This window comes from Streptomyces sp. NRRL F-6492, assembly GCF_001280125.1.
Lineage (GTDB): Bacteria > Actinomycetota > Actinomycetes > Streptomycetales > Streptomycetaceae > Streptomyces.
On record NZ_LGEG01000008.1, the window covers coordinates 1 to 21,253 of the forward strand.

The 21,253-nt window shown below is 73.9% G+C and carries 19 protein-coding genes; 10 read left to right on the forward strand and 9 right to left on the reverse strand.

Going from position 1 to position 21,253, the window contains the following annotated elements; genetic code table 11:
* Positions 1 to 170: 170 nt before the first annotated feature.
* Both pspAA and ADL08_RS02525 read right to left on the reverse strand, forming a co-directional pair.
* Positions 171 to 449, reverse strand: coding sequence for a PspA-associated protein PspAA (gene pspAA / locus ADL08_RS02520; protein ID WP_053640360.1), 279 nt, complete (start codon positions 447 to 449; stop codon positions 171 to 173).
* Positions 450 to 480: 31 nt separating this feature from the next.
* Positions 481 to 1,281: a PspA/IM30 family protein gene (locus tag ADL08_RS02525; RefSeq protein WP_078967941.1), complete on the reverse strand. Its 801-nt coding sequence runs from the start codon at positions 1,279 to 1,281 to the stop codon at positions 481 to 483.
* A 272-nt stretch (positions 1,282 to 1,553) separates the two neighbouring features.
* On the opposite strand from ADL08_RS02525, the gene ADL08_RS02530 reads away from it, so the two are divergent.
* The 3 genes from ADL08_RS02530 (at position 1,554) to ADL08_RS02540 (ending at position 4,148) form a co-directional block, all read left to right on the forward strand.
* Positions 1,554 to 2,159 (forward strand): DUF3043 domain-containing protein, encoded by a 606-nt coding sequence (locus tag ADL08_RS02530; protein ID WP_053640362.1) that lies wholly within the window; start codon positions 1,554 to 1,556, stop codon positions 2,157 to 2,159.
* 65 nt (positions 2,160 to 2,224) lie between these two features.
* A complete protein-coding gene (locus tag ADL08_RS02535) occupies positions 2,225 to 3,001 on the forward strand; it encodes a class I SAM-dependent methyltransferase (RefSeq protein ID WP_078967940.1) in 777 nt (258 codons plus the stop codon).
* A gap of 73 nt (positions 3,002 to 3,074) precedes the next feature.
* Positions 3,075 to 4,148, forward strand: coding sequence for a trypsin-like peptidase domain-containing protein (locus ADL08_RS02540; protein ID WP_053640363.1), 1,074 nt, complete (start codon positions 3,075 to 3,077; stop codon positions 4,146 to 4,148).
* Between the two features lie 381 nt (positions 4,149 to 4,529).
* Here the strand turns inward: ADL08_RS02540 and ADL08_RS02545 are convergent, their stop codons facing one another.
* Positions 4,530 to 4,736 (reverse strand): hypothetical protein, encoded by a 207-nt coding sequence (locus ADL08_RS02545; RefSeq protein ID WP_030205728.1) that lies wholly within the window; start codon positions 4,734 to 4,736, stop codon positions 4,530 to 4,532.
* A gap of 91 nt (positions 4,737 to 4,827) precedes the next feature.
* Between ADL08_RS02545 and ADL08_RS02550 the strand changes: the two genes are divergently transcribed.
* The 4 genes from ADL08_RS02550 to ADL08_RS37505 all read left to right on the forward strand — a co-directional run bounded on the left by ADL08_RS02550 (position 4,828) and on the right by ADL08_RS37505 (position 9,760).
* The gene (locus ADL08_RS02550; RefSeq protein WP_053640364.1) at positions 4,828 to 6,030 is read left to right on the forward strand and encodes a bifunctional adenosylcobinamide kinase/adenosylcobinamide-phosphate guanylyltransferase; all 1,203 of its coding nucleotides are present in this window, start codon (positions 4,828 to 4,830) and stop codon (positions 6,028 to 6,030) included.
* A gap of 46 nt (positions 6,031 to 6,076) precedes the next feature.
* Positions 6,077 to 7,165: a nicotinate-nucleotide--dimethylbenzimidazole phosphoribosyltransferase gene (gene cobT / locus ADL08_RS02555; protein ID WP_199836938.1), complete on the forward strand. Its 1,089-nt coding sequence runs from the start codon at positions 6,077 to 6,079 to the stop codon at positions 7,163 to 7,165.
* Positions 7,166 to 7,274: 109 nt separating this feature from the next.
* On the forward strand, positions 7,275 to 9,038 hold the full coding sequence (locus ADL08_RS02560) for a phosphatidylglycerol lysyltransferase domain-containing protein (protein ID WP_053640366.1): 1,764 nt from the start codon (positions 7,275 to 7,277) through the stop codon (positions 9,036 to 9,038).
* Positions 9,035 to 9,760: a hypothetical protein gene (locus ADL08_RS37505; protein ID WP_053640367.1), complete on the forward strand. Its 726-nt coding sequence runs from the start codon at positions 9,035 to 9,037 to the stop codon at positions 9,758 to 9,760. Before ADL08_RS02560 ends, ADL08_RS37505 begins: the two co-directional genes overlap by 4 nt.
* Here ADL08_RS37505 and ADL08_RS02570 read toward each other — a convergent pair.
* Positions 9,700 to 10,464: a hypothetical protein gene (locus ADL08_RS02570; protein WP_053640368.1), complete on the reverse strand. Its 765-nt coding sequence runs from the start codon at positions 10,462 to 10,464 to the stop codon at positions 9,700 to 9,702. The two genes, ADL08_RS37505 and ADL08_RS02570, sit on opposite strands and share 61 nt — an antisense overlap.
* Before the next feature lie 25 nt (positions 10,465 to 10,489).
* On the opposite strand from ADL08_RS02570, the gene cobS reads away from it, so the two are divergent.
* Positions 10,490 to 11,296 carry an adenosylcobinamide-GDP ribazoletransferase gene (gene cobS / locus ADL08_RS02575; RefSeq protein ID WP_053640369.1) on the forward strand — a complete coding sequence of 269 codons (807 nt, stop codon included), beginning with the start codon at positions 10,490 to 10,492 and terminating at the stop codon, positions 11,294 to 11,296.
* A 6-nt stretch (positions 11,297 to 11,302) separates the two neighbouring features.
* On the opposite strand, the gene ADL08_RS02580 is transcribed toward cobS, so the two are convergent.
* Genes ADL08_RS02580 through ADL08_RS02600 form a run of 5 tightly spaced genes read right to left on the reverse strand, consistent with a single transcriptional unit; the run spans position 11,303 to position 17,950 of the window.
* Complete coding sequence (locus tag ADL08_RS02580; protein WP_053640370.1) at positions 11,303 to 12,094, reverse strand: endo alpha-1,4 polygalactosaminidase; 792 nt, start codon at positions 12,092 to 12,094, stop codon at positions 11,303 to 11,305.
* Positions 12,091 to 12,711, reverse strand: a complete 621-nt coding sequence (locus ADL08_RS02585) for a spherulation-specific family 4 protein (RefSeq protein WP_053640371.1) — start codon at positions 12,709 to 12,711, stop codon at positions 12,091 to 12,093. Before ADL08_RS02585 ends, ADL08_RS02580 begins: the two co-directional genes overlap by 4 nt.
* 8 nt (positions 12,712 to 12,719) lie before the next feature.
* The gene (locus tag ADL08_RS02590; RefSeq protein ID WP_053640372.1) at positions 12,720 to 14,237 is read right to left on the reverse strand and encodes a hypothetical protein; all 1,518 of its coding nucleotides are present in this window, start codon (positions 14,235 to 14,237) and stop codon (positions 12,720 to 12,722) included.
* Positions 14,234 to 15,799 (reverse strand): GT4 family glycosyltransferase PelF, encoded by a 1,566-nt coding sequence (gene pelF, locus ADL08_RS02595; RefSeq protein ID WP_053640373.1) that lies wholly within the window; start codon positions 15,797 to 15,799, stop codon positions 14,234 to 14,236. The genes ADL08_RS02590 and pelF overlap by 4 nt, the downstream gene beginning before the upstream one ends.
* A 27-nt stretch (positions 15,800 to 15,826) precedes the next feature.
* The gene (locus tag ADL08_RS02600) at positions 15,827 to 17,950 is read right to left on the reverse strand and encodes a hypothetical protein (protein ID WP_078967939.1); all 2,124 of its coding nucleotides are present in this window, start codon (positions 17,948 to 17,950) and stop codon (positions 15,827 to 15,829) included.
* Between the two features lie 316 nt (positions 17,951 to 18,266).
* On the opposite strand from ADL08_RS02600, the gene ADL08_RS02605 reads away from it, so the two are divergent.
* Complete coding sequence (locus tag ADL08_RS02605) at positions 18,267 to 19,775, forward strand: leucyl aminopeptidase (protein ID WP_053640374.1); 1,509 nt, start codon at positions 18,267 to 18,269, stop codon at positions 19,773 to 19,775.
* A gap of 332 nt (positions 19,776 to 20,107) precedes the next feature.
* The coding region (locus tag ADL08_RS02610; RefSeq protein ID WP_053640375.1) for a dihydrolipoyl dehydrogenase at positions 20,108 to 21,253 on the forward strand (1,146 nt) is incomplete at its 3' end.

Here is a 21,253-nt window from a genome sequence, read left to right on the forward strand (position 1 = left end):
GGAGTGGGCCGGGGGCGGTACGGAGCGGGTCGGGGCGGTACGGACCGGCCGGGCGTCCGGTACGGGCGCGGGGGCCGTCGGGGTGGCCCTCTCGCCGTGGTCGGCGGCGGGCCCGGCAGCGCGAAGGTCCCGGACCCCGAGGGGGGCCGGGACCTTCGCGGGCGGAAGCGTCAGCCGGGGATGAGGCCGTCGTCGGAGAGCATCTTCCTGACCTCTTCGAGGCTCGCGTCCGGAGCCGGGAGGATCAGTTCGGACGGCTCCAGGACGTCGTCGGGGAGCGGGTCGCCGAGGCGCCGGACCGCGTCGAGGAGGGCGCCGAGCGTCCGCCGGAAGCCGTCCGTGTCCCCGGTCTCCATCTCCGCGAGCAGTTCGTCGTCGAGCCGGTTCAACTCGGCGAAGTGGCTGTCGGCCAGCTTCCACTGGCCCTCCCCCATGATCCGTACGATCATGACGCGTCCTGTTCTTCCGGAGAACCGAGGGTTACTTCTCGAAGCGCGGGTGGGACTGCTGCTGGTTCTGCTGCTGCGGCGCCGCCGTGCCGTTGCCGCCCTCCAGCGCCTGCTGCTGCGCCGACGGGCCGCCGGCCAGCTCGGCCTTCATCCGCTGGAGCTCCAGCTCGACGTCCGTACCGCCGGACAGCCGGTCCAGCTCCGCCTGGATGTCGTCCTTCGCGAGCCCGGACTGGTCGTCCAGGGCGCCCGAGGCGAGCAGCTCGTCGATCGCGCCGGCGCGCGCCTGGAGCTGGGCGGTCTTGTCCTCGGCCCGCTGGATCGCCACGCCGACGTCGCTCATCTCCTCCGAGATGCCGGAGAAGGACTCCGCGATCCGGGTCTGGGCCTGGGCCGCCGTGTAGGTCGCCTTGATCGTCTCCTTCTTGGTGCGGAAGGCGTCGACCTTGGCCTGGAGACGCTGGGCGGCGAGGGTGAGCTTCTCCTCCTCGCCCTGGAGCGTCTGGTGCTGCACCTCCAGGTCGCTGACCTGCTGCTGGAGCGCGGCCCGCCGGGACAGCGCCTCGCGCGCCAGGTCCTCGCGGCCGAGCGCCAGCGCCTTGCGGCCCTGGTCCTCCAGCTTGGCGGACTGGCCCTGCAGCTGGTTCAGCTGGAGTTCGAGCCGCTTGCGGGAGGTGGCGACGTCGGCGACGCCCCGCCGCACCTTCTGCAGCAGCTCCAGCTGCTTCTGGTAGGAGTAGTCGAGCGTCTCGCGCGGATCCTCGGCCCGGTCAAGGGCCTTGTTCGCCTTCGCGCGGAAGATCATCCCCATACGCTTCATGACACCGCTCATGGGCTTCGCGCGCCCCCTTCTGACGGACTCGGCTCCAGCTCTTCGACAAGGTCCACAGTACGGGCCCCGACTCCATTACCGCACTGTTCGGAGCGGGATGCGCTCCTCCCCAAGGACGACCGCGTGCGGCGCCCCCTCCCGCGCAGGGAGTAGACGGAGTCGGGGGAAACCCGTGGCCCTTCCCCGTACGTACCGCCCAAGACGCAGTCCGTTAGCGGATCGTTCCCGCCCGGCATGGGGTTCATGCCCCCCACCCCGTACCCTTGGGTTTTGTGTTCCGTAGCCGTTCGAAGGACGAGAAGGCCCCCACCGACAAGGTGACGGCGGACCTCTCCACCCAGCAGCCCCGCGACCCCGAGGCCCCCAAGGGCCGCCCGACACCGAAGCGGAGCGAGGCGCAGTCCCAGCGCCGTCGCGCCTCGACGGTGCCGCTCGACCGCAAGGAGGCCGCCAAGCGCCAGCGCGAGGCACGCCGCTCGGACCTGGCCCGCCAGCGCGAGGCGCTGGCCAGTGGCGACGAGCGTTACCTGCCGGCCCGCGACAAGGGTCCGGTGCGCCGCTTCGTGCGCGACTTCGTGGACTCGCGGTTCGCGATCGCCGAGTTCTTCCTGCCGATGGCCGTGGTGATCCTCGTGCTGTCGCTGTTCGGCAACGCCAACCGGGCGCTGCAGAACATCTCGCTGCTGCTCTGGCTCGGCGTGATCATCCTGATCGTCATCGACTCGATCGGCCTCTGGATCCGGCTCAGGAAGCAGCTCAACGCCCGCTTCCCGAACGAGCCGAAGCGCGGAGCCGTGGCCTACGGTCTGATGCGTACGCTCCAGATGCGCCGACTGCGACTGCCGAAGCCGCAGGTCAAGCGCGGAGAGCGACCCTGAGCGCCGACCGCTCGGAGTGGGGCGGCCCCCCGTTCGAAGGGTCCGCGTCGGAGGCGGCCGCTCCCGTGCTGCCCGTCGTCTCGCACTGGCCCGCCGGGACCGGCGGGCTGCGCGACACCATCCGCCAGGAGATCGTCGCGCGCCAGCTCGACGAGCAGATAACCGGCCGCTACCCCGTGGGGCAGCGGCTGCGGATCCTCGACGCGGGCATGGGGCCGGGCGCGCAGGCCCTGCGCCTGGCCAGGGCCGGTCACACCGTGACCGGCCTCGAAGCCGATCCCGGACTCCTGAAGGCGGCCCGCGAGTCGCTGGCGACCGAGCCCGCCGGGATCCGCGAGCGGGTCCGGATGATCGAGGGCGACGGGCGCGAGACCGGGGTGCACTTCCTGCCCGGCAGCTTCGACGTGGTCCTCTGCCACGGCGTGCTCATGTACGCGGACGAGCCGGACGCGCTGCTCGCGGGCCTGGCCCGGATGCTGGCCCCCGGGGGGCTGCTCTCCCTGGTGGTGCGCAACGCCGACGCCCTGGCCATGCGGCCGGGGCTCGCCGGGGACTGGGCGGGGGCGCTCGCGGGCTTCGACTCGGACGTCTACACCGACGACGACGGGGTGAAGGTGCGGGCCGACCGGCTCGACGCGCTCACCTCGACGCTCGCGGGGATCGCGGCGCCGCTGCACGCCTGGTACGGGGTGCGGGTCTTCACCGACGGCGTCCCGGCCGAGGTGGGCCTGCCGGCCGCCGACGAGCTGGACCGGCTGTTCGCGGCCGAGGAGCGGGCGGGCCGCACCGACCCGTACCGGCGGATCGCGGCGCTGCTGCACCTGTGCGGGGTGCGGGGGTAGCGGGGCCGGGGGCGGCCCCCTGATCGGGTGCGCTCGCCGGGCCCGGGTCGGGGAGGAAACGGATACTCCGGACATGGACGTCTCCCGTGCCCACGCCCGTACCCGTCGCATCCTCCTCTCCCTGACCGCCGGGGCCTGCGCCGCCGTGCTCGTCGGGGGCTGCTCCTCCGGCGGGGACGCGGCCGGTCCCGAGCGGTCGACCCGGGCGGCGGCGCCGCGCTCCGCCAACGAGCTGGAGGACGACTACCGGGCCGTCATCAAGGACGTCCTGCCGTCGGTCGTGCAGATCGACGCGGCGAACAGCCTCGGCTCGGGGGTCGTCTACGACGACAAGGGGCACGTCGTCACCAACGCGCACGTGGTCGGCCAGGAGAAGAGCTTCAAGGTCACGGCGGCCACCGGCGGGCAGCCGGTGACGGCGCGGCTGGTCGCCTCGTACCCCGAGCAGGACCTCGCCGTGATCCGCCTGGAGAACGTGCCGCAGGGGCTGAAGGCGGCGAGGTTCGGGGACTCCTCCACCGTCGACATGGGGCAGATCGTGCTGGCGATGGGCTCCCCGCTCGGTCTCTCCGGCAGCGTGACCCAGGGCATCGTCTCGGCCACCGGCCGGACGGTCAGCGAGGGGCGGGCGGGCGGCGGTACGGGCGCGACCATCGGGAACATGGTGCAGACGTCGGCCGCGATCAATCCGGGGAACAGCGGCGGCGCCCTGGTGAACCTGGACGGCGAGGTCGTCGGCATCCCGACGCTCGCAGCGTCCGACCCGGAGATGGGCGGCGGCTCGGCGCCCGGCATCGGCTTCGCCATCCCCGCGTCGATGGTGCGGACGGTCGCGGACCAGATCGTCAAGGACGGCAAGGTGACGGACTCGGGCCGGGCGGCCCTGAACATCACCGGGCGCACGGTCCTGGACGACGACTACGAGCCGGCGGGCGTCGCGGTGGTCGAGGCGCCGGCGAACGGGGCGGCGGGCCGGGCGGGCCTGAAGCCGGGCGACGTGATCACACGGCTCGGCGACACCGGCATCACCACGATCACCTCCCTGTCGGAGGCGCTGGCCTCGCGGAAGCCGGGCGAGAAGGTGCAGGTGACGTACGTGCGGGGCACGGAGACGGAGAAGACCGAGGTCACGCTGGGCGAGATGTGACGGGTGCCGGCCGGACCGCGAGGCCTCCGGCCGGAGAGGCCACCGGGCGACTCGCTCGCGGATGCCGAGGGGGTACGGGACCCGGCGGCTCCGGAAATCGAGAGGGCGCGGGGTCCAGTCGACCTGGGAGCCGAGAGGGTGCGGGGCCCGGTCGGCCCCGGGAGCCCAGGAGACGCGAGGTCCAGTCGGCCCCGGGAGCCCAGGAAGCGCGGGACCCGGTCGGCCCGGGAGCCGAGGGAGCGCGGGGTCCAGTCGGCCCCGGGGTCCGCGAGGGCGCGGGGCTCACCGGCCCCGGAAGCCGAGGGGCGGGCCCCGTCGGTCCCGGAGCCCAGGAGGGCGCGGGACCGAGGGCCCCGCGCCCTCCCCCGGCCGCCGGGCGCCCTAGCCCTCCGCGTTCAGGGGCATCGGGCCGTAGATCTTCGTGCCGTCCTCCGAGAGGGTGACCTGGTCGGCGCCGCCGCCCAGCAGGTCACGCCAGTGTTCGCCGATCCAGCTCTCCGCGTCGCCCTGGGTGGTGAACTCCTCGGGGGTCACCACCGGCTCGACCTCCGTGCCGTCGGACTTCTCGAACCGCCACGTCCATGCCATGTCCGCCTCCTGGCGCTCACCGGATGATCGGTTTCCTGCCCGCAGCGTAGCCGGGCGCGCACGCCTCGCGGCGGCGCGGGAGGATCTGAGGGTGGAACTGACTCTGCTCGGCACCGGCGCCCCGCTCGGCCTCCCCCGTCCCGACTGCCCCTGCGCCGTGTGCGCGCTCTCCCGGGGGCCACGCGCGCGCGGCGCGACCGCGCTGCTCGTGGACGGGGCCCTGCTGCTCGATCTGACCCCCGGGGCCGCCCTCGCGGCGGCCCGGTCGGGGCACTCGCTCGTCAACGTCCGCCAGGTGCTGCTCACGCATCCGCACGACGGGCCGGCCGTGGAGCTGCCGGCCGGACTGCCGACGGCCGGGAGGGTGCCGGACGGACGCGAGTTGACGCTCATCAGCGGACACCGGGTGCGGGCGGTGGCGATGGACTCCCCCGGCACCGGGTACGAGGTGACCTCGGCGGACGGCGAGCGGCTGCTGTACCTGCCGCCCGGCGGGGCCCCGGCGGGCCTCGGGGACGACCACCGGGAGCAGTACGACGTGGTGGTGGCCGATGTGACGGGCCGTCCGGACGGGCTGGCCCGGATGCGGGCGAGCGGCGCCGTCGGCCCGGCCACGGACGTGATCGCGGCGCACCTGGACCACGACGCGCCGGCGGGCGCCGAGCTGGACCGGCGGCTCGCGGCGGCGGGGGCGCGGGCGGTGCCGGACGGGGCGACGCTGTACACGGGCGAGTACCACGAGGCGCCGGACGTGCCCCGGCGGACCCTGGTGACCGGCGGGGCCCGCTCGGGGAAGTCGGTGGAGGCCGAGCGGCGCCTGGAGACCTTCCCCGAGGTGCTGTACGTGGCGACCGGCGGGACCCGGGAGGGGGACCCGGAGTGGGCGCAGCGGGTCGGACTGCACCGGGAGCGGCGGCCGGGTTCGTGGCGTACCGCCGAGACCTGCGACCTCGTACCCCTGCTGGCGGCGGACGGGCCCGCGCTGCTCGTCGACTGCCTGTCGCTGTGGCTGACGCACGCCATGGACGAGGTGGGCGCCTGGGACGACGAGGCGTGGGCGGGCGGCGGGGAGGAGGCGCTGCGGAAGCGGACGGCGGAGCTGGTGGCGGCGGTGCGGGCGACGCGCCGCACGGTCGTGGCGGTGACGAACGAGGTCGGCTCGGGCGTGGTGCCCGCGACGGCTGCGGGGCGCCGCTTCCGGGACGAGCTGGGCCGGCTGAACGCGGCCTTCGCGGACGAGTGCGAGCAGGTGGTGCTCGTGGTCGCGGGGCAGGCGCTGGTACTGCGCGGGTAGGGTGCGAGCACCGATGGCCCTCGCTGATGTGTTTCAAGGCGGAACCGTGAACCTGGACGACTTCTCCGATCTGATCGAGCGCCCCGACGGGGGGATACGGCGTGACGCCGAGGAACGCCGGGAGCGTCTCGTGGTGCCGCCGGGGGCGCTCGGCCGCCTCGACGAGCTGGGCGAGTGGCTGTCCGCCGCGCAGGCCTCGGTGAAGGTGCGGGCGATCGAGCAGCCCAGGGTCGTCCTGTTCGCGGGCGACCACGGGGTCGCCTCGCTCGACGTGTCGGGGCGCCCGGCCGGCACCGCGCACGAGCTGGTGCGGGCGGTCCTGGACGGGGCGAGCCCGGTGGCCGTCCTGGCCCGCGCGGCGAACGTGCCGGTGCGGGTCGTGGACGCCGGTCTGGACTGCGACCCGGAGCTGCTGCCCGCCGAGGTCGTGCGGCACCGGATCCGGCGCGGCAGCGGCCGGATCGACGTGGAGGACGCGCTGACGCCGGAGGAGGCCGAGGCCGCGATCCGGCTGGGTGTCGCGATCGCGGACGAGGAGGCGGACTCGGGCACCGATCTGGTGGTGCTCGGGGACCTGAGCGTCGGCGGCACGACCCCGGCGTCCACCCTGATCGCGGCCCTGTGCGGGACGGACGCCTCGGTGGTGACCGGCCGGGGCGGCGCGGGGATCGACGACCTGGCGTGGATGCGCAAGTGCGCGGCGGTGCGGGACGCGCTGCGGCGGGCCCGGCCGGTCCTCGGCGACCAGCCGGCGCTGCTCGCGGCGGTCGGCGGGGCGGACCTGGCGGCGATGACCGGCTTCCTGCTCCAGGCGTCGGTGCGGCGGATGCCGGTGATCCTGGACGGCGTGGTGGGGGCGGCCTGCGCGCTCGTGGCGCAGCGGGCGGCGTTCCGGGCGCCGGACTGGTGGCTGGCGGGCCAGGTGAGCGGCGAGCCGGCGCAGTCGAAGGCACTGGACCGGATGGCGCTCAACCCGTTGCTCGACCACGGCGTCCATGTGGGTGAGGGAACCGGGGCACTGCTCGCGCTCCCCCTGGTCCAGGCCGCGGCGGCGTTCGCCGCGGAGCTGCCCGAGCGTCCGGATCCGACCACTCCGGACGGCGGGGGCGACACCCCGGGAACCCCCGGGGCCTGACGGGGAGGACGGCGGACTCATCTCGTCTCCGGGGCGGCCGCACGCGACGCGCGTGCGGCCGCCTCCGGCGTCGCCGCACGGCAAGCGGTGCCCCATATGATCGCTTTTCATGGGAGAGGTCCGTTTGTCCGCCGAAGGAGCGCCCCGGGGCACCACCGCCCGTTCGCGGCGCAGCGCCGCGTTCGCCGTCTGGTACCTGCGCGTCGTCACGTTCATCAATTTCCTGAGCGCCGTCTGGGTCTCGTTCGGACAGGACCTGCGCCGCCACAACGAGGACGACTACTTCACGCCGTACCTGCTCACGGCCGGTTTCGCCTCGGGGGTGTTCACCCTCTTCCTGGCGATCACCATGCGCCGCCGCAAACGGGCCGCGTGGATCCTCAACCTGGTGCTCGGCGGGCTCTTCCTGCTGCTCTTCGCGCTGGTGATGCTCTTCCCGGAGATCCGGCGGCACGCCCAGAACTGGGTCTCGCTGGTCCTGACCGCCGCCTTCGTGCTCGCGCTGCTGCTCGGCCGCAAGGAGTTCTACGCGAAGGGCGACCGCTCCAACCCGCTGCTCGCCGCGGTCGTGGCGGTCGGCGGGCTGCTCGTCACCTCGCTGCTCGCCGCCCTCCTGGTGACCGTCACCAACACCTCCTCCGGCCGTTCCACCTTCCCGGACCGCTGGCGGTACGGCCTGATGCGGCTCGTCACGCTGGCCTCCGACGACTCGCGGTTCCCCGGGATCGCGCCCCCCGGCTGGGTCGACGTCACGATCAACGTCCTGTCCACGCTGCTGCTCGTCGCGGTGCTCTTCGCCGCCTTCCGCTCCCGCCGGGCCGTCGACCCGCTGACCGAGAAGGACGAGGAGCGGCTGCGGGCCCTGCTCGACAGGCACGGGGACCGCGACTCGCTGGGCTACTTCGCGCTGCGCCGCGAGAAGAGCGTGGTGTGGTCGCCGAGCGAGAAGGCGGCCGTCGTCTACCGGGTGGTCGGCGGGGTCTCCCTGGCGTCGGGCGACCCGATCGGGGATCCCGAGGCCTGGCCGGGCGCCATCGAGCCCTGGCTGGCCGAGGCGCGCGAGCACGGCTGGATCCCGGCGGTGATGGGCGCGGGCGAGGAGGCCGGGACGATCTACGCCCGGCACGGCCTGGACGCCCTGGAGCTGGGTGACGAGGCCATCGTGGAGACGGACGAGTTCACGCTCGACGGACGGGCCATGCGGACGGTCCGGCAGGCCTTCAACCGGGTCAAGCGGGCCGGGTACGAGGTCCGGATCCGGCGCCACGAGGACATCCCCGCCGAGGAGATGGCCGCGCTGGTGCGCAAGGCGGACGACTGGCGGGACGGGGCGACCGAGCGCGGCTTCTCGATGGCGCTCGGCCGGCTCGGCGACTCCCGGGACGGCCGCTGCGTGATGCTGGAGTGCACCGACGGGGAGGGGGAGCTGCGGGCGCTGCTCTCGTTCGTGCCGTGGGGGCCGAAGGGGCTCTCGCTCGACCTGATGCGCCGTGACCGGGAGTCCGAGAACGGTCTGATGGAGTTCATGGTCATCGAACTCCTCCAGCGCGCCGAGGAGATCGGGATCACTCAGGTCTCGCTGAACTTCGCGATGTTCCGCTCCGTCTTCGAACGCGGCTCGAAGCTCGGGGCGGGGCCGGTGCTGCGGATGTGGCGTTCGCTGCTCAGCTTCTTCTCCCGGTGGTGGCAGATCGAGTCGCTGTACCGCGCCAACGCCAAGTACCGACCGATCTGGGAGCCCCGATTCATGCTCTTCGAGAAGAGCGCCGACCTGTTGCGCATCGGCCTGGCCGCCGGGCGGGCCGAGGGCTTCCTGGAGGCCCCGGGGCTGCCGAAGTGGCTGCACCGCAGACATCTGGAGGGCGGGCGTTGAGCGGGACCTCCCGGGGCGGCGGCGTCCGGGGGTTCGCCCGCCGCGAGTGGGGGCCGCTGTTCACCACCGTGCGGACGGCGCTCGTCACGAAGCGGTGGCGGGCGATACCCATGACGCTGGCGGCGGTCTGCCTGACGGCCCTGTTCCAGGTCGTGCAGAACCAGGACCGGGGTTACGGACCGGTCCACGACATCGGCTTCGTACGGGCCGAGGACCCGCTCTGGCTCGCGCTGCTCCGCACCCCCCTCTCGCTCTTCGTGCCCGCGCTCGACCTGCCCGTGTGGGGCGCCCTCGCGCAGGTGCTGCTCGTGTTCGGGATCGCCGAGATCTGCCTCGGGCGCCGGCGGACGCTCGCCGTCGCCTATCTGGCGACGCTGGCCGGCACGCTCTACGCGCGCGTGGGCATCGCGATCGGCCCGGACAGCCCGTTCGGCCTGCCGGCCTCCGACGCGCTCGTGGTCGACACCGGCCCGTCGGCGGCCGTGGTGGGCCTCGCCGTCTACGTCTGCTGGCGTTACCGCGCCCGCTGGACCGGCGGCCTCGTGGTCCTCGCGATGGTCGTGGAGGTCGTGATCAAGCCGAACCTGGCGGGCAAGGAGCACCTGGCGGCCATCGCCGCCGCCCTCGTCCTGATCGCGGTCGTCTCCTGGCGCGAGCGGCGTCAGGGCGGGGTCGAGCCGGGGCCCGAGACGCGCTCCTGGAAGCCGCCGATCAGGTCCTGAAGGCGGCGGCGCACCTTGGTCCAGCGCCGGTCGTGGCGGTACGTGCGGAGCCGGGAGCGGGCCCTGGCCCGGTGGCGGCGGCGGTAGAAGCGCTTGGACCACCAGGAGCCGGGGCGGGCGAGCCGGGCGGCGCCGACGAGCGCCACGAAGGGGACGAAGACCCCCATCACGGCCATCCGGAACTTCCCCTTCACCAGACTGACCAGGATGAAGAGGAAGTTGAGCACGATGGTGGCGATGAAGGCGGCCCGGTCCTGGCGCTCCTCCTCGGACACGTCGTTCACGCCGAGCGGCGAGAAGCCGCTCAGGGCGAGCATGACCAGGGCCGCGGTGAGCACGACCACCTCGACGCTCTTGCGGCCGTCCTCGCTCCAGTACACGTCGTCGAGGTGGAGGATCAGCGCGAACTCGTCCAGGACGAGCCCGGCGCCGATCCCGAAGACGACGGCGAAGACGGCCGCGCCGACGCCGTGCCGGCCGCTGCCCACCGCGCCGAAGCCGCCGACCACGGAGAGGACCACGCCGGGCACGACATGATGGATGTGGAGCCCGCCCGAGGAAACGTTCCCGAAGGGCCCCTTCCCCGCCCGGATGAGACGGGTGATGGTCCGTGTGACCAGGAACGTCACGACAAATGAGGTCAGGGCGAGGAACAGGGGGAGCTTCCCCGGTTCGAGGATGTTCCGCGAGAACCAGTGACCCATGCCACCCCCTTCCGAAATGCGCGTTATGCGCAATCTACCGCCCGGAAGCGACGATTACCCTGCCCGGATGGACGGCCTGCGTTTCGCCTTCGGCACCCTCACGGTGCTCCCCGCCCGCATCACCCGCTGGGACCGGGACGCGGCGCGCGCCGGCATGCTCTGCGCCCCGCTCGCCGGGCTGACCGTCGGTCTGGCCTCCGCCGCGCTCGGCGGGACGTTCCTGCTGCTCGGCTCGGGTCCGCTGCTCGCGGCCGTCGTCACCGCCGCCGTTCCCGCCGTCCTCACCCGGGGCCTCCACCTCGACGGCCTCGCCGACACCGCCGACGGCCTCGGCAGCGCCAAGCCCGCCGAAGACGCGCTGCGCATCATGAAGCAGTCGGACATCGGCCCGTTCGGCGTGATCGCCGTGGTCCTCGTCCTGTTCGCCCAGGTCGCCGCGCTCTCCCACCTGTACGAGGAGGGCTGGGCGCACGGGGCCGTCGCCGCCGTCCTCGCCGCCGCCGTCGCCCGCCTCGCCCTCACCCACGCCTCCCGCCACGGCGTCCCGGCGGCCCGCCCCGAGGGGCTCGGCGCGATCGTCGCCGCGACGGTCCCGGTCCGGTCCGCGACCCTGGTGACGGCCGCCTTCCTGGCCCTGGCCGCCGGGGCGGGCCTGCTGCTCTCCCCGTACGACGCCGTCCGCAACGTCCTGGCGGCCGGCGCCGCCCTGGGCGCGGCGGCGCTGCTGCTGCGCCGGTGCGTGCGCCGGTTCGGCGGGGTCACGGGCGACGTGTTCGGGGCGGTGGAGGAGGCGGCGGCGACGGCGGCCCTGATGGCGCTGACGCTGGGCTGAGGGGCCTCAGCAGGGCCTGCGCCAGACCCCGAGTTCGTACTTCTTGAGCATGGAGCTCAGGCCGAGGCGCCGGGACCGCGGGCAGAACCGGTCGGTGGTCAGCTCGTACTCGACGTGGAAGACGGCCTTGCCGGCCTTCACGAACGGGGTGAGGCGGTCGCACTCGTCGTACTGGGCGCACTGCTCGTTGACCGCGAAGTCGAAGTCCGGGAGGAGCTCGGGGATCTGGTCGAGGTCGTTCTTGAGGCCGACCGCGAGGCCGCGCTCGTGGGCCAGACGGGCGATCAGGCGGTTGTAGCGGAGCTGGTCGGCGGCGGTGAGGGGGAAGCCGGTGCGGTTCTTGTAGCCGTCCATGTTGTCGGGCTCGACGGCGTCGAAGCCCTTGTCGCGGCACATGTCGAGGCGTTCGGCCATCAGGGGGCCGAGGACGTCGGTGCGGCGGACGTCGAGCCAGCGCTCGCCCTTCCAGCCGTTGCCCCGGCCGAGCAGGGCCTTCGGGAAGCGGTCGGCGTCCGGGCGGAAGTCCTCCCAGGCTCCGGTGGAGAGGTAGCAGATCACCTTGCGGCCCCGGGCGTGCAGGTCCTCCACGGCGGAGGCCGGGTGGTCGAAGCCGTCGATGTCGTACACGGGGACGTCGACCGCCGGGTCGAGCCGGCCGCTGAGCTGCCACTGCCAGGCGAGGCCGGGCTTCGGCCGCCAGCGCTCCTCCGCGCGCTTGGCGTCGGGGGGAGGGGCCGTCGTCGTACAGGCGGTGGCGAGGAGCAGCAGCCCCGCGAGCAGGGGCGCCGAACGTCTCATCGGGCGGGCTCCAGGAGGTGCGGGAGGGTGCCCCAGGGGTGTGCGCCCGTGCCGGGGACGGCGCAGTGCACCGGGGTGGCGGGGCGGAATCCGGCGGGGGCGGCGTAGACCAGGTGGCAGTAGTGGGCGGCGACCGGCAGGTCGAGGGTGCGGTAGGTGTCCCAGGGGCCCTCGAAGGTGACGAGCAGGTCGGCCTGGGCCTCGTAGCCGGGGTCCGGCCGGGCCCCGTGGTTGAAGACCAGGATCGCGGCCCCGGCGGCCCGGGCGGCGACCGCGATCCGGCGGTAGTGGGCGAGGGCGCCGCGCGCGGTCGCCACCTGGTCCAGGAAGGCGCCGTCGGTGCCGTACCAGTCGCGGTGGCGCAGCAGTTCGCCGACGACCTCGGCCTGCGGGCGGCGCCCGTAGGCCGTGTCCACGTAGCCGAGGACCCGGACCCCGGCCGCCCGCAGCCGGCCGGCCGCTCCGGCGAACGCCGGGTCGGGGGCCGGGCCCGCGCCGCTCGCCGGGTTGAGCACGACGCCGTACAGGGAGGGCGCCGCGCCGACCAGCGCCGCCCAGGCGTCGGGGCGTTCGGCCGGGTGCTCGTAGAACGGCACCAGGAGGGACGGGGTCGTCATCGCATCCTCTACGCGCGGTGGGCGGTGGGTCGTACCAGCAGAACACAGGTGAGGACGGCCAGCGCGGCCGCCGCTCCCCCGGTCGCCGCCGGGCCCGCCGCGGGCAGCGCGGTCTGCGCGGCGGCCGCGAGCAGGCAGACGGTGGCGGCGCCGAGCACCGCACCGAAGGCCTGGAGGAGCAGTCCGAGCCAGAGCGCGGTCCCGACGAGGAGCAGGGCGAGCAGGCGGGGGAGCGTCGGCCAGGGCGCCCCCGGCCAGGCCAGGGTCACGGCGAGGGCGAGGGACACGAGGACGGTGAGGTAGCCGCCGAGGCAGAGGACGAGGGTGCCGGTGACCGCCCGCCGGAACTCGCGGGCGGTGGTGAGGGTCCGCAGCCGGGTCAGGCTCTCGCCCCGGAAGCGGTGCAGCAGCCATTCGGCGGGCCCCATGGAGAGGGTGAGCGCGACGACGGCGCCCGCGCCGCTCACCGGGGTGGCGCCGACGCCCGCGTGCAGGACCAGGAGGCCGCTGCCGAGCCCGAAGAGCCCGTACGGGAGGGAGGCCGCGCGCGGGGGTCCGCCGCGTCCCGCCGCCGTCCGCCGGAGGCCCGGCCGGAGCACGAGCGCGGCAAGGACGACGGCCGCGGCGAGGGAGGCGAGGAGGAGGCCGATCCGCAGGGGTCCCGGCAGGTCCCAGCGGAAGGCGGGGACGGCCCCGGCGAGCGGCACCAGGGCGCCGAGCAGGGCCCGTTCGCGGCCGAGGACCAGCAGGACGGTCGCGGCGGCGAGGTAGAGCGCCTGTCCGGCGGCGAAGACGGCGGCCGGGGTCTCGCCGGGCCCGGCGGCCGCGAGGGCGACGCCCGTCCCGGCGAGGACGCCGGGGGGCGCGCCGGTGAGCAGGGCGCGGGCGGCGGCGGGCCGGTCGCCGAGGCCGAGCCAGGTGTACGCGCGGTGGGACAGGGCCTGGTTCCAGACCCAGCCGGTGACGGCCCCGGCGAGCAGCGGAACCGTTCCGCCGGGTAGCCCGGCCCGGCTCTGCTCCCCCGCGAGCAGCGGGGCGGCGAGGACGTACGCGAGGCCGGGCAGCGCGAAGACGAGCCCGCGCAGGAGGCAGTGCGCGAGGCCGGCGAACCGGGCCCCGGCGGGCGGCGCCTGCGGTGCGGGGTGGCGCCGCTCCACGCGCGCGTAGAGGTCCTCGGCCAAGGCGAAGGAGTCGGCGCGGCCGTAGGTGAGCCGGATGTGGTCGTCGGTCATGCCGTCGGACTCCAGGAGCGCGGCCACCTCGTCGGGGTGCACGGCGGCGGCGACGAACCCGTCGATCCGCCGGGCGAGTTCGTCGAGGGGGTCGGGGGCGAGGTCCGGGTCCGGGGCGTTCTCCGGGTGCGGGGACTTCTCCTGGTGCGGGGTCCTCTCCGCGTACAGGTCCTTCTCCGCGTCCGGGGTCCTCTCCGCGTACAGGGCCTTCGGTGCCTCCTCCCGGCGGGGTCTCGGGATCGCCGGGAGGGTGGCCCCCTCCTTCGGGGGTTTCAGCCAGAGGGAGCCGCTCATGCCGGGGTGCCTCCCGCCACGAGGGCCGCCGGGGTGCGGCGGGGCGCGGACGTGCCGGCCGTCCGGGTCCTCGGGACCGGGCGGTCGGGGCGGTCGGGGCGGTCCACGCGGGCGCGTGGCCGTTCGTCCGCCAGTTCGCGGTAGATCCGGCGGAAGCCGTCCACCGACCGGTTCAGGGTGAAGCGGTCGACGACCCGCTGCCGGGCCAGGCGGCCCAGTTCGGCGCGGCGGGCGCCGTCGCCCAGGAGGGCGGAGAGGGCGGCGGCCAGGACGGCCGGTTCGCGGGGCGGGACGACGAGTCCGGTGTCGCCGACGGCCTCCCGCACCCCTCCGACGTCCGTGGAGACGGTGGCGCGGCCGCAGGACATGGCCTCGATGAGGGAGAAGGGGAAGCCCTCGCTGATGGAGGAGAGCACGACCACGCTGCCGGCCGCGTAGGCCGAGGGGACGTCGGAGACGCGGCCCTCGAAGGAGACGCCGTCGGTGACGCCCAGTTCGGCGGCGAGCTTCTCCAGGCGGGTCCGGTAGTCCTCGTTCCCGGCGGGCACCGGGCCGAACAGCCGCAGCCGCAGCGCGGGGAGTTCGGCGCGGCAGATCGCGTACGCCCGGATCAGGGTCTCCAGGTCCTTGATGGGGTCGACGCGTCCGCACCAGCTGAGGGTGGGGGTCGCGGGCTCGGGGCCGGCCTCGGGGAAGAGGGCCGGGTCGACGCCGTTGTAGACGGTGCGGATGCGGTCGGCGGGGGCGCCGCCGCGCTCCTCCCAGCGCCGGTTGTACTGGTTGCAGGGGGTGATGAGGTCGGCCTTGCGGTAGCCGAGGGTGTTGAGCTCGCGGTAGAAGGCGAGCATCAGGGCCTTGACGGGCCAGGGCTGCGTCTCGGTGCGGTAGCCGAGGTACCGCTCGCGCAGGTAGATGCCGTGTTCGGTCAGCAGGAAGGGGACCCCTTCGAAGTGCTGCGCGGCGAGGGCCGGCAGCGTGGCGAGGCCGCTGGAGACGGCGTGCGCCACACCGCCGGTGGATATCCGGGCGGCGAGCGGGCGCAGGGCGTGTTCGAGCAGGTCGGTGGCGGTGAGCGCGTCGTGGACGGTGGGCCGGGCCGCGCGGGTCGGCAGGTGCGGCATGCTCCACGTCCACATCAGGGAGCGCAGGGCCGCCTCGGAGCGCAGGGCGGCGGTCAGCCGTCCCCGCCGGGCGAGCGCGGCCAGTTCGTACAGGCTCGCGCCGAAGTCGTAGCCGGTTCCCGGGTCGAGGAGGGAGAGCAGGAGCCGCTCGTAGGTGTCGAGGAAGCGGCGGTGATCCCGCCCCCGCGGGGCCCGGCGCGCGCGGACGGGCGCGGCCGGGCCCCGCGAGGGGCCCCAGAGGGGGAACGCGGTGTGCCGGGTGACGTTGGACGGCAGGTCCCAGGTGACGGGCTCGCGTCCGCTGCCGGTGAGGGCGAGGATCTCGAAGTCCACCTCGGGCATGCCCCGGACGAGTTGGTCGCACCAGGTGCTGACCCCGCCGTGGACGTGCGGATAGGTGCCTTCGGTGAGCATGGTGACGTGACTGCCACTGCTCGGCATGTTCGGTTCCCCCCGGAACGTGCTGGGTCAGGTGGTCGGGATCGTGAGGGTGACGGCGGTCTGGAGCGGTTCGGGCGAGGTCCACGCGGAGCGGGTGCCGGCGTAGGCCGTGCCGAAGGCGGTGGTGCCGAGGAGCAGCTTCTTGCGGGTGCCCTCGGGGGCGGTCACGGGGGCGGTGACGCCGGAGGGCGCCTTGACGGTGACGGTGGTGCCGATCCGGTAGGCGGTGACCTTCCCGGCGGCGAGGGCCTGGTCCCAGGCGGTGCGGAGGGTCAGCTCGGTGCCGACGTCCCGCTGGGCGGGGTTGACCAGGGGCGCGCTGGGCGCGAACAGGGCCCGGTAGTCGGCCAGTACGCGGTCGAGGACGGGGTAGAGGAGCCGCTCCTCGGCCAGGTTGGACTGGTGCACGTAGTGCGGGCGCGGGTCGTTGCCGAGGACGTGGGAGAGCGCGGTCCGCGCCTCCTGCGGGACGATGTGGTCGGCGTAGCCGGTGGCGGGGGGCAGCGGGGCGGGCAGGCAGGTGGAGGCCGGGTTGGACTCGCAGATGCCGCTGCCGCCGTCGGCGCGGGAGGTGTAGACCCAGTTGTACTCGTCGGCCATCTCGGCGGCGGTGCCCACGTTGTAGTACACGTTCATGGGGTGGCGGGGCACGGTCTTCGCGGCGCCGGAGGCGGTGGTGAGCGCGCGCTGCCGCGGCTCGCGGGAGTTGTCGCTGCCGGTCCACTTCACGCCGTTGTCGGCGAGGGCGCCGGCGAGGTGGGGGTTGTCGACGGGCTGCTGGGGCAGGGTCCTCAGGCCGGAGTGCTCGCCGGTGACGAGTTCGGAGCGGTCGACGGCGATGCCCTTGCGGACGGCCCAGTCGTGGTTGTCGCGGATCTGCGCGGACAGTTCGGCGCGGCTCACCCAGAGGGTGTCGCCCTTGGCGTCCGTGGCGCACCGCCAGGGCACGACGGTGTTGTCCTGGACGCAGCCGAGGAAGGGGTGGGTGTAGGTGTGGTTGATCCACCGGTACTGGGCGCGGTCGGCGACGAGCCGGTCGGTGAGCGGGTCGGAGCCGCCGTGCTCGGTCTTCCACTGCTCGCCCTGGCCGCCGTTGTAGACCATGTCGAGGGTGAGGCCGGAGGCCTTCTGCCAGGCGGCGGCGTACTGGGCGTCCGCGACGGTCATGCGGATCGGGTTCGCGCCCCCGCCGTCGTCGCCGGCGCAGTCGAAGTCGCCGGGGGTGCAGTTGAGCGCGGAGTCCCAGCGGGCGTCGGGGGCGAAGACGTCGTCGACGTGGACGGAGAGGTAGTTGCGGCTCCGGCCGAGGTGGACGCCCTGGGTGAGCCATTCGACGATGCCGCGGGCGAGCGCCCGGTACTGCCGCTGGTACTGGTTGTAGGCGAAGGTGACGACGAGTTCGCGGCGCCCGTCGGCGGCGTACTCGCCGACGAGGCTGGCCCGGCCGCCGCCCGCGCCGTCGACGGGCACGTCGAGGTAGCTGGTGTAGCCGGCGCGGGGGCGGCCCGCGTAGCCGTAGCTCTCGGCGATCGTGGGGTCGTTGTCCTCGAAGGTGAGCGAGCCGGCCAGGTAGCGGAAGGGGCCCGCCTTCCCGGCGGGGGTGACGGAGGTGGTGACCCCGTCGAGGACGCCGGACAGGCCGCCGTCGCTGGTGTAGTCGAGGCCGACGCCCGGGTGCGACCAGGTGTAGGCGTCGACCTGCGGGATCCCGAAGGTCCGCTCGTAGGCCTGGAGCGCGGTGTGCTCGGCGGAGTCGGGGCCGAAGGCGGTCTCGTGGGGCAGGACGACGCCCTGGTACTTGGCGCGGGGCCGCCCGTCGACCGTGTCGCTGAGGAAGGCCTGGTTCAGGACCGGGCGGTTCGGGTCGTTGAGGTCGATCCTGCGGTACGGGACGCCGGAGCCCTTCAGCTCGGCGGTGATCGCCCCGACCGCGCTGCCGCCGTCGTCGACGACGAGGACGGTGAGGTCGACGCGGGGCGCCGGGGCGGTGGCGGCCTGCGCGGACGGCACGACGGTGGCGATGAGCGCGGCGGCGGCGAGGGCCGCGATCCGGCCCGTACGGGATCCGGTGCGGGCGGTGCGGGACGGGGCGCGGTCGCCCGGGGCGGTGCCGGACGCGTTTCTGGGCATACGGATTCGGCCGGATTCCATCGGTGGTTTCCCCCCTCTGCAGGACCGCGCCGGACCGGGACGGGACCGGGCGAACCTGTGGAGATGTTGCAGATGGTGCGAAGGCGAGGGCGTCGCCCTTGCGTGAATGAGGTGAGTGTGAGGGGAGCTCCCCGACCCTGGCCGGTAAACATGAAAGAGACACCACGGATGAGTGAATCAACGTCGCCGTGAGCGAACCGGGTGAGCGAGCGTAGGCTCGTTCCCGGCGCTCTCCGGGCCGAAATACGATGCGGCGGGCACGGTCGGCCCATCCCTCGACCGCCACAGAACTCAATGGAAGCGAGAATTCACCACCGTGACTGCTCTCACTCTCAGCACTGCCGGTGCGGCGACGCTGCGCGCCGACGCCCTCGTCGTCGGCATCGCCAAGTCCGGGAAGGAGCTGATCGTCGCTCCCGGAGCCGAGGCCGTCGACAAGGCCTTCGACGGCCGGCTCGCCGCCGTCCTGGAGACCCTGGGCGCCTCGGGTGCCGAGGGTGAGGCGACGAAGCTGCCCGCCCCCGCCGGCCTCAAGGCCCCCGTCGTCCTGGTCGTCGGCCTGGGCGGTGCCCCCGAGGACGGCGAGGCGTACGGCACGGAGACCCTGCGCCGCGCCGCCGGCACCGCGGCCCGCGCGCTCTTCGGCGCGAAGAAGGCCGCGTTCGCCCTGCCCGTCGCCGAGGCCGAGGCCGTCTCCGCCGTCGCGGAGGGCGCCCTGCTCGGCGCGTACGCCTTCACCGCGTACCAGGAGGTCGGCAAGGACGCGAAGCGGCCGCCGGCCGAGGTCGCCCTGCTCGGCGCCAAGCCGCGTGACAAGGCCCACAAGGCCGCCGCCGAGCGCGCCCAGGCCGTCGCGGAGGAGATCAACCGCGCCCGTGACCTGATCAACACCCCGCCGAACGACCTGACCCCGGCCGCCTTCGCCGCCGCGGTGCAGACCGCCGGCAAGGAGCACGGCCTCAAGGTCCAGGTCCTCGACGAGAAGGCCCTCGCCAAGGGCGGTTACGGCGGCATCCTCGGCGTCGGCGTCGGCTCGGAGAACCCGCCGCGCCTGGTCCGCGTCGCCTACACCCACCCGAAGGCGGAGAAGACCCTCGCCCTGGTCGGCAAGGGCATCACCTACGACTCGGGCGGCATCTCCCTGAAGCCGGCCGGGCACAACGAGACGATGAAGTGCGACATGAGCGGCGCCGCCGCCGTGTTCTCCACCGTCGTCGCCGCGGCCCGCCTCGGCCTGGAGGCCAACGTCACCGGCTGGCTGGCGCTCGCCGAGAACATGCCGTCCGGCTCCGCCACCCGCCCGGGCGACGTCCTGCGCATGTACAGCGGCAAGACCGTCGAGGTCCTGAACACCGACGCCGAGGGCCGCCTGGTCCTGGCCGACGCGCTGACCCGCGCCTCCGAGGAGAACCCGGACGCGATCGTCGACGTGGCGACCCTGACCGGCGCGATGATGATGGCGCTCGGCAGCCGCACCTTCGGCATCATGGCCAACGACGACGAGTTCCGCTCCACGATCCACGAGATCGCGGAGGAGGTCGGCGAGGCGTCCTGGCCGATGCCGCTCCCGGCGGACCTGCGCAAGGGCATGGACTCCCCCACCGCCGACATCGCCAACATGGGCGAGCGGATGGGCGGCGGCCTGGTCGCCGGCCTGTTCCTCCAGGAGTTCGTGGGCGAGGGCATCACCTGGGCCCACCTGGACATCGCGGGCCCGGCCTACCACGAGGGCGCCCCGTACGGCTACACCCCCAAGGGCGGCACCGGCTCCTCGGTCCGCACCCTGGTGCGCCTGGCCGAGCGGGCCGCCGAGGGCGAGCTCTGAGCGGCGGGTGACCCCGTGTGACGGGGACGGCCCCGGGCTGCGCGCCCGGGGCCGTCCCCGTCCCGTTCCTCCCGTCCGGCCCGTCCGGTCCCGTTCGCTCACGGCGTGATCGCGACGGATTCCGTAGGTCCGCACACCGTCCCGGCCCCTCCTCACGGACGATCGGCCGTCTCGGAGAACGGCCCCGCGTCCCGCCATCCGTCAACAAGTGCGAAGATGGGTTCTCGGCAGGACAGGGCCCCCATCACAGGGCCGAAAATAAGCGGCCGAACACCAGCCGCCGCCCGGTCATGGACGACCGGCGACGAGCGCACATGCATGGAGGACGTGACGTGGCGAACGACGCCAGCACCGTTTTCGACCTAGTGATCCTCGGCGGCGGTAGCGGCGGTTACGCCGCGGCGCTGCGCGGAGCGCAGCTGGGCCTGGACGTCGCACTGATCGAGAAGAACAAGCTCGGCGGCACCTGCCTGCACAACGGCTGCATCCCGACGAAGGCCCTGCTGCACGCCGGCGAGGTCGCCGACCAGGCGCGCGAGGCGGAGCAGTTCGGTGTCAAGGCCTCCTTCGAGGGCATCGACATCAAGGGCGTGCACAAGTACAAGGACGACGTGATCGCGGGCCTGTACAAGGGTCTGCAGGGCCTGGTCGCCTCCCGCAAGGTGACCTACATCGAGGGCACCGGCCACCTCTCCTCCCCGACCTCCGTCGACGTCGACGGCCGCCGGGTCGAGGGCCGTCACGTCCTGCTGGCCACCGGCTCGGTGCCCAAGTCGCTGCCGGGCCTGGAGATCGACGGCAACCGGATCATCACCTCCGACCACGCGCTGGGCCTGGACCGGGTCCCGCAGTCGGCGATCATCCTGGGCGGCGGCGTGATCGGCGTCGAGTTCGCCTCGGCGTGGAAGTCCTTCGGCACCGACGTCACCGTCATCGAGGGCATGAAGCACCTGGTGCCGGTCGAGGACGAGAACAGCTCGAAGCTCCTTGAGCGCGCGTTCCGCAAGCGCGGCATCAAGTTCAACCTCGGCACCTTCTTCCAGTCCGCCCAGTACACCGACAACGGCGTCAGGGTGACCCTGGCCGACGGCAAGACCTTCGAGGCCGAGGTGCTGCTGGTCGCCATCGGCCGCGGCCCGGTCTCGGCCGGTCTGGGCTACGAGGAGCAGGGCGTCGCGATGGACCGCGGCTACGTCCTGGCCGACGAGTACATGCGCACCAACGTGCCGACCATCTCGGCCGTCGGCGACCTCGTGCCCACCCTCCAGCTCGCGCACGTCGGCTTCGCCGAGGGCATCCTGGTCGCCGAGCGCCTGGCCGGTCTGAAGACCGTCCCGATCGACTACGACGGCGTGCCGCGGGTGACCTACTGCCACCCGGAGGTCGCCTCCGTCGGCATCACCGAGGCCAAGGCCAAGGAGATCTACGGCGCGGACAAGGTCGTCGCCCTGAAGTACAACCTCGCGGGCAACGGCAAG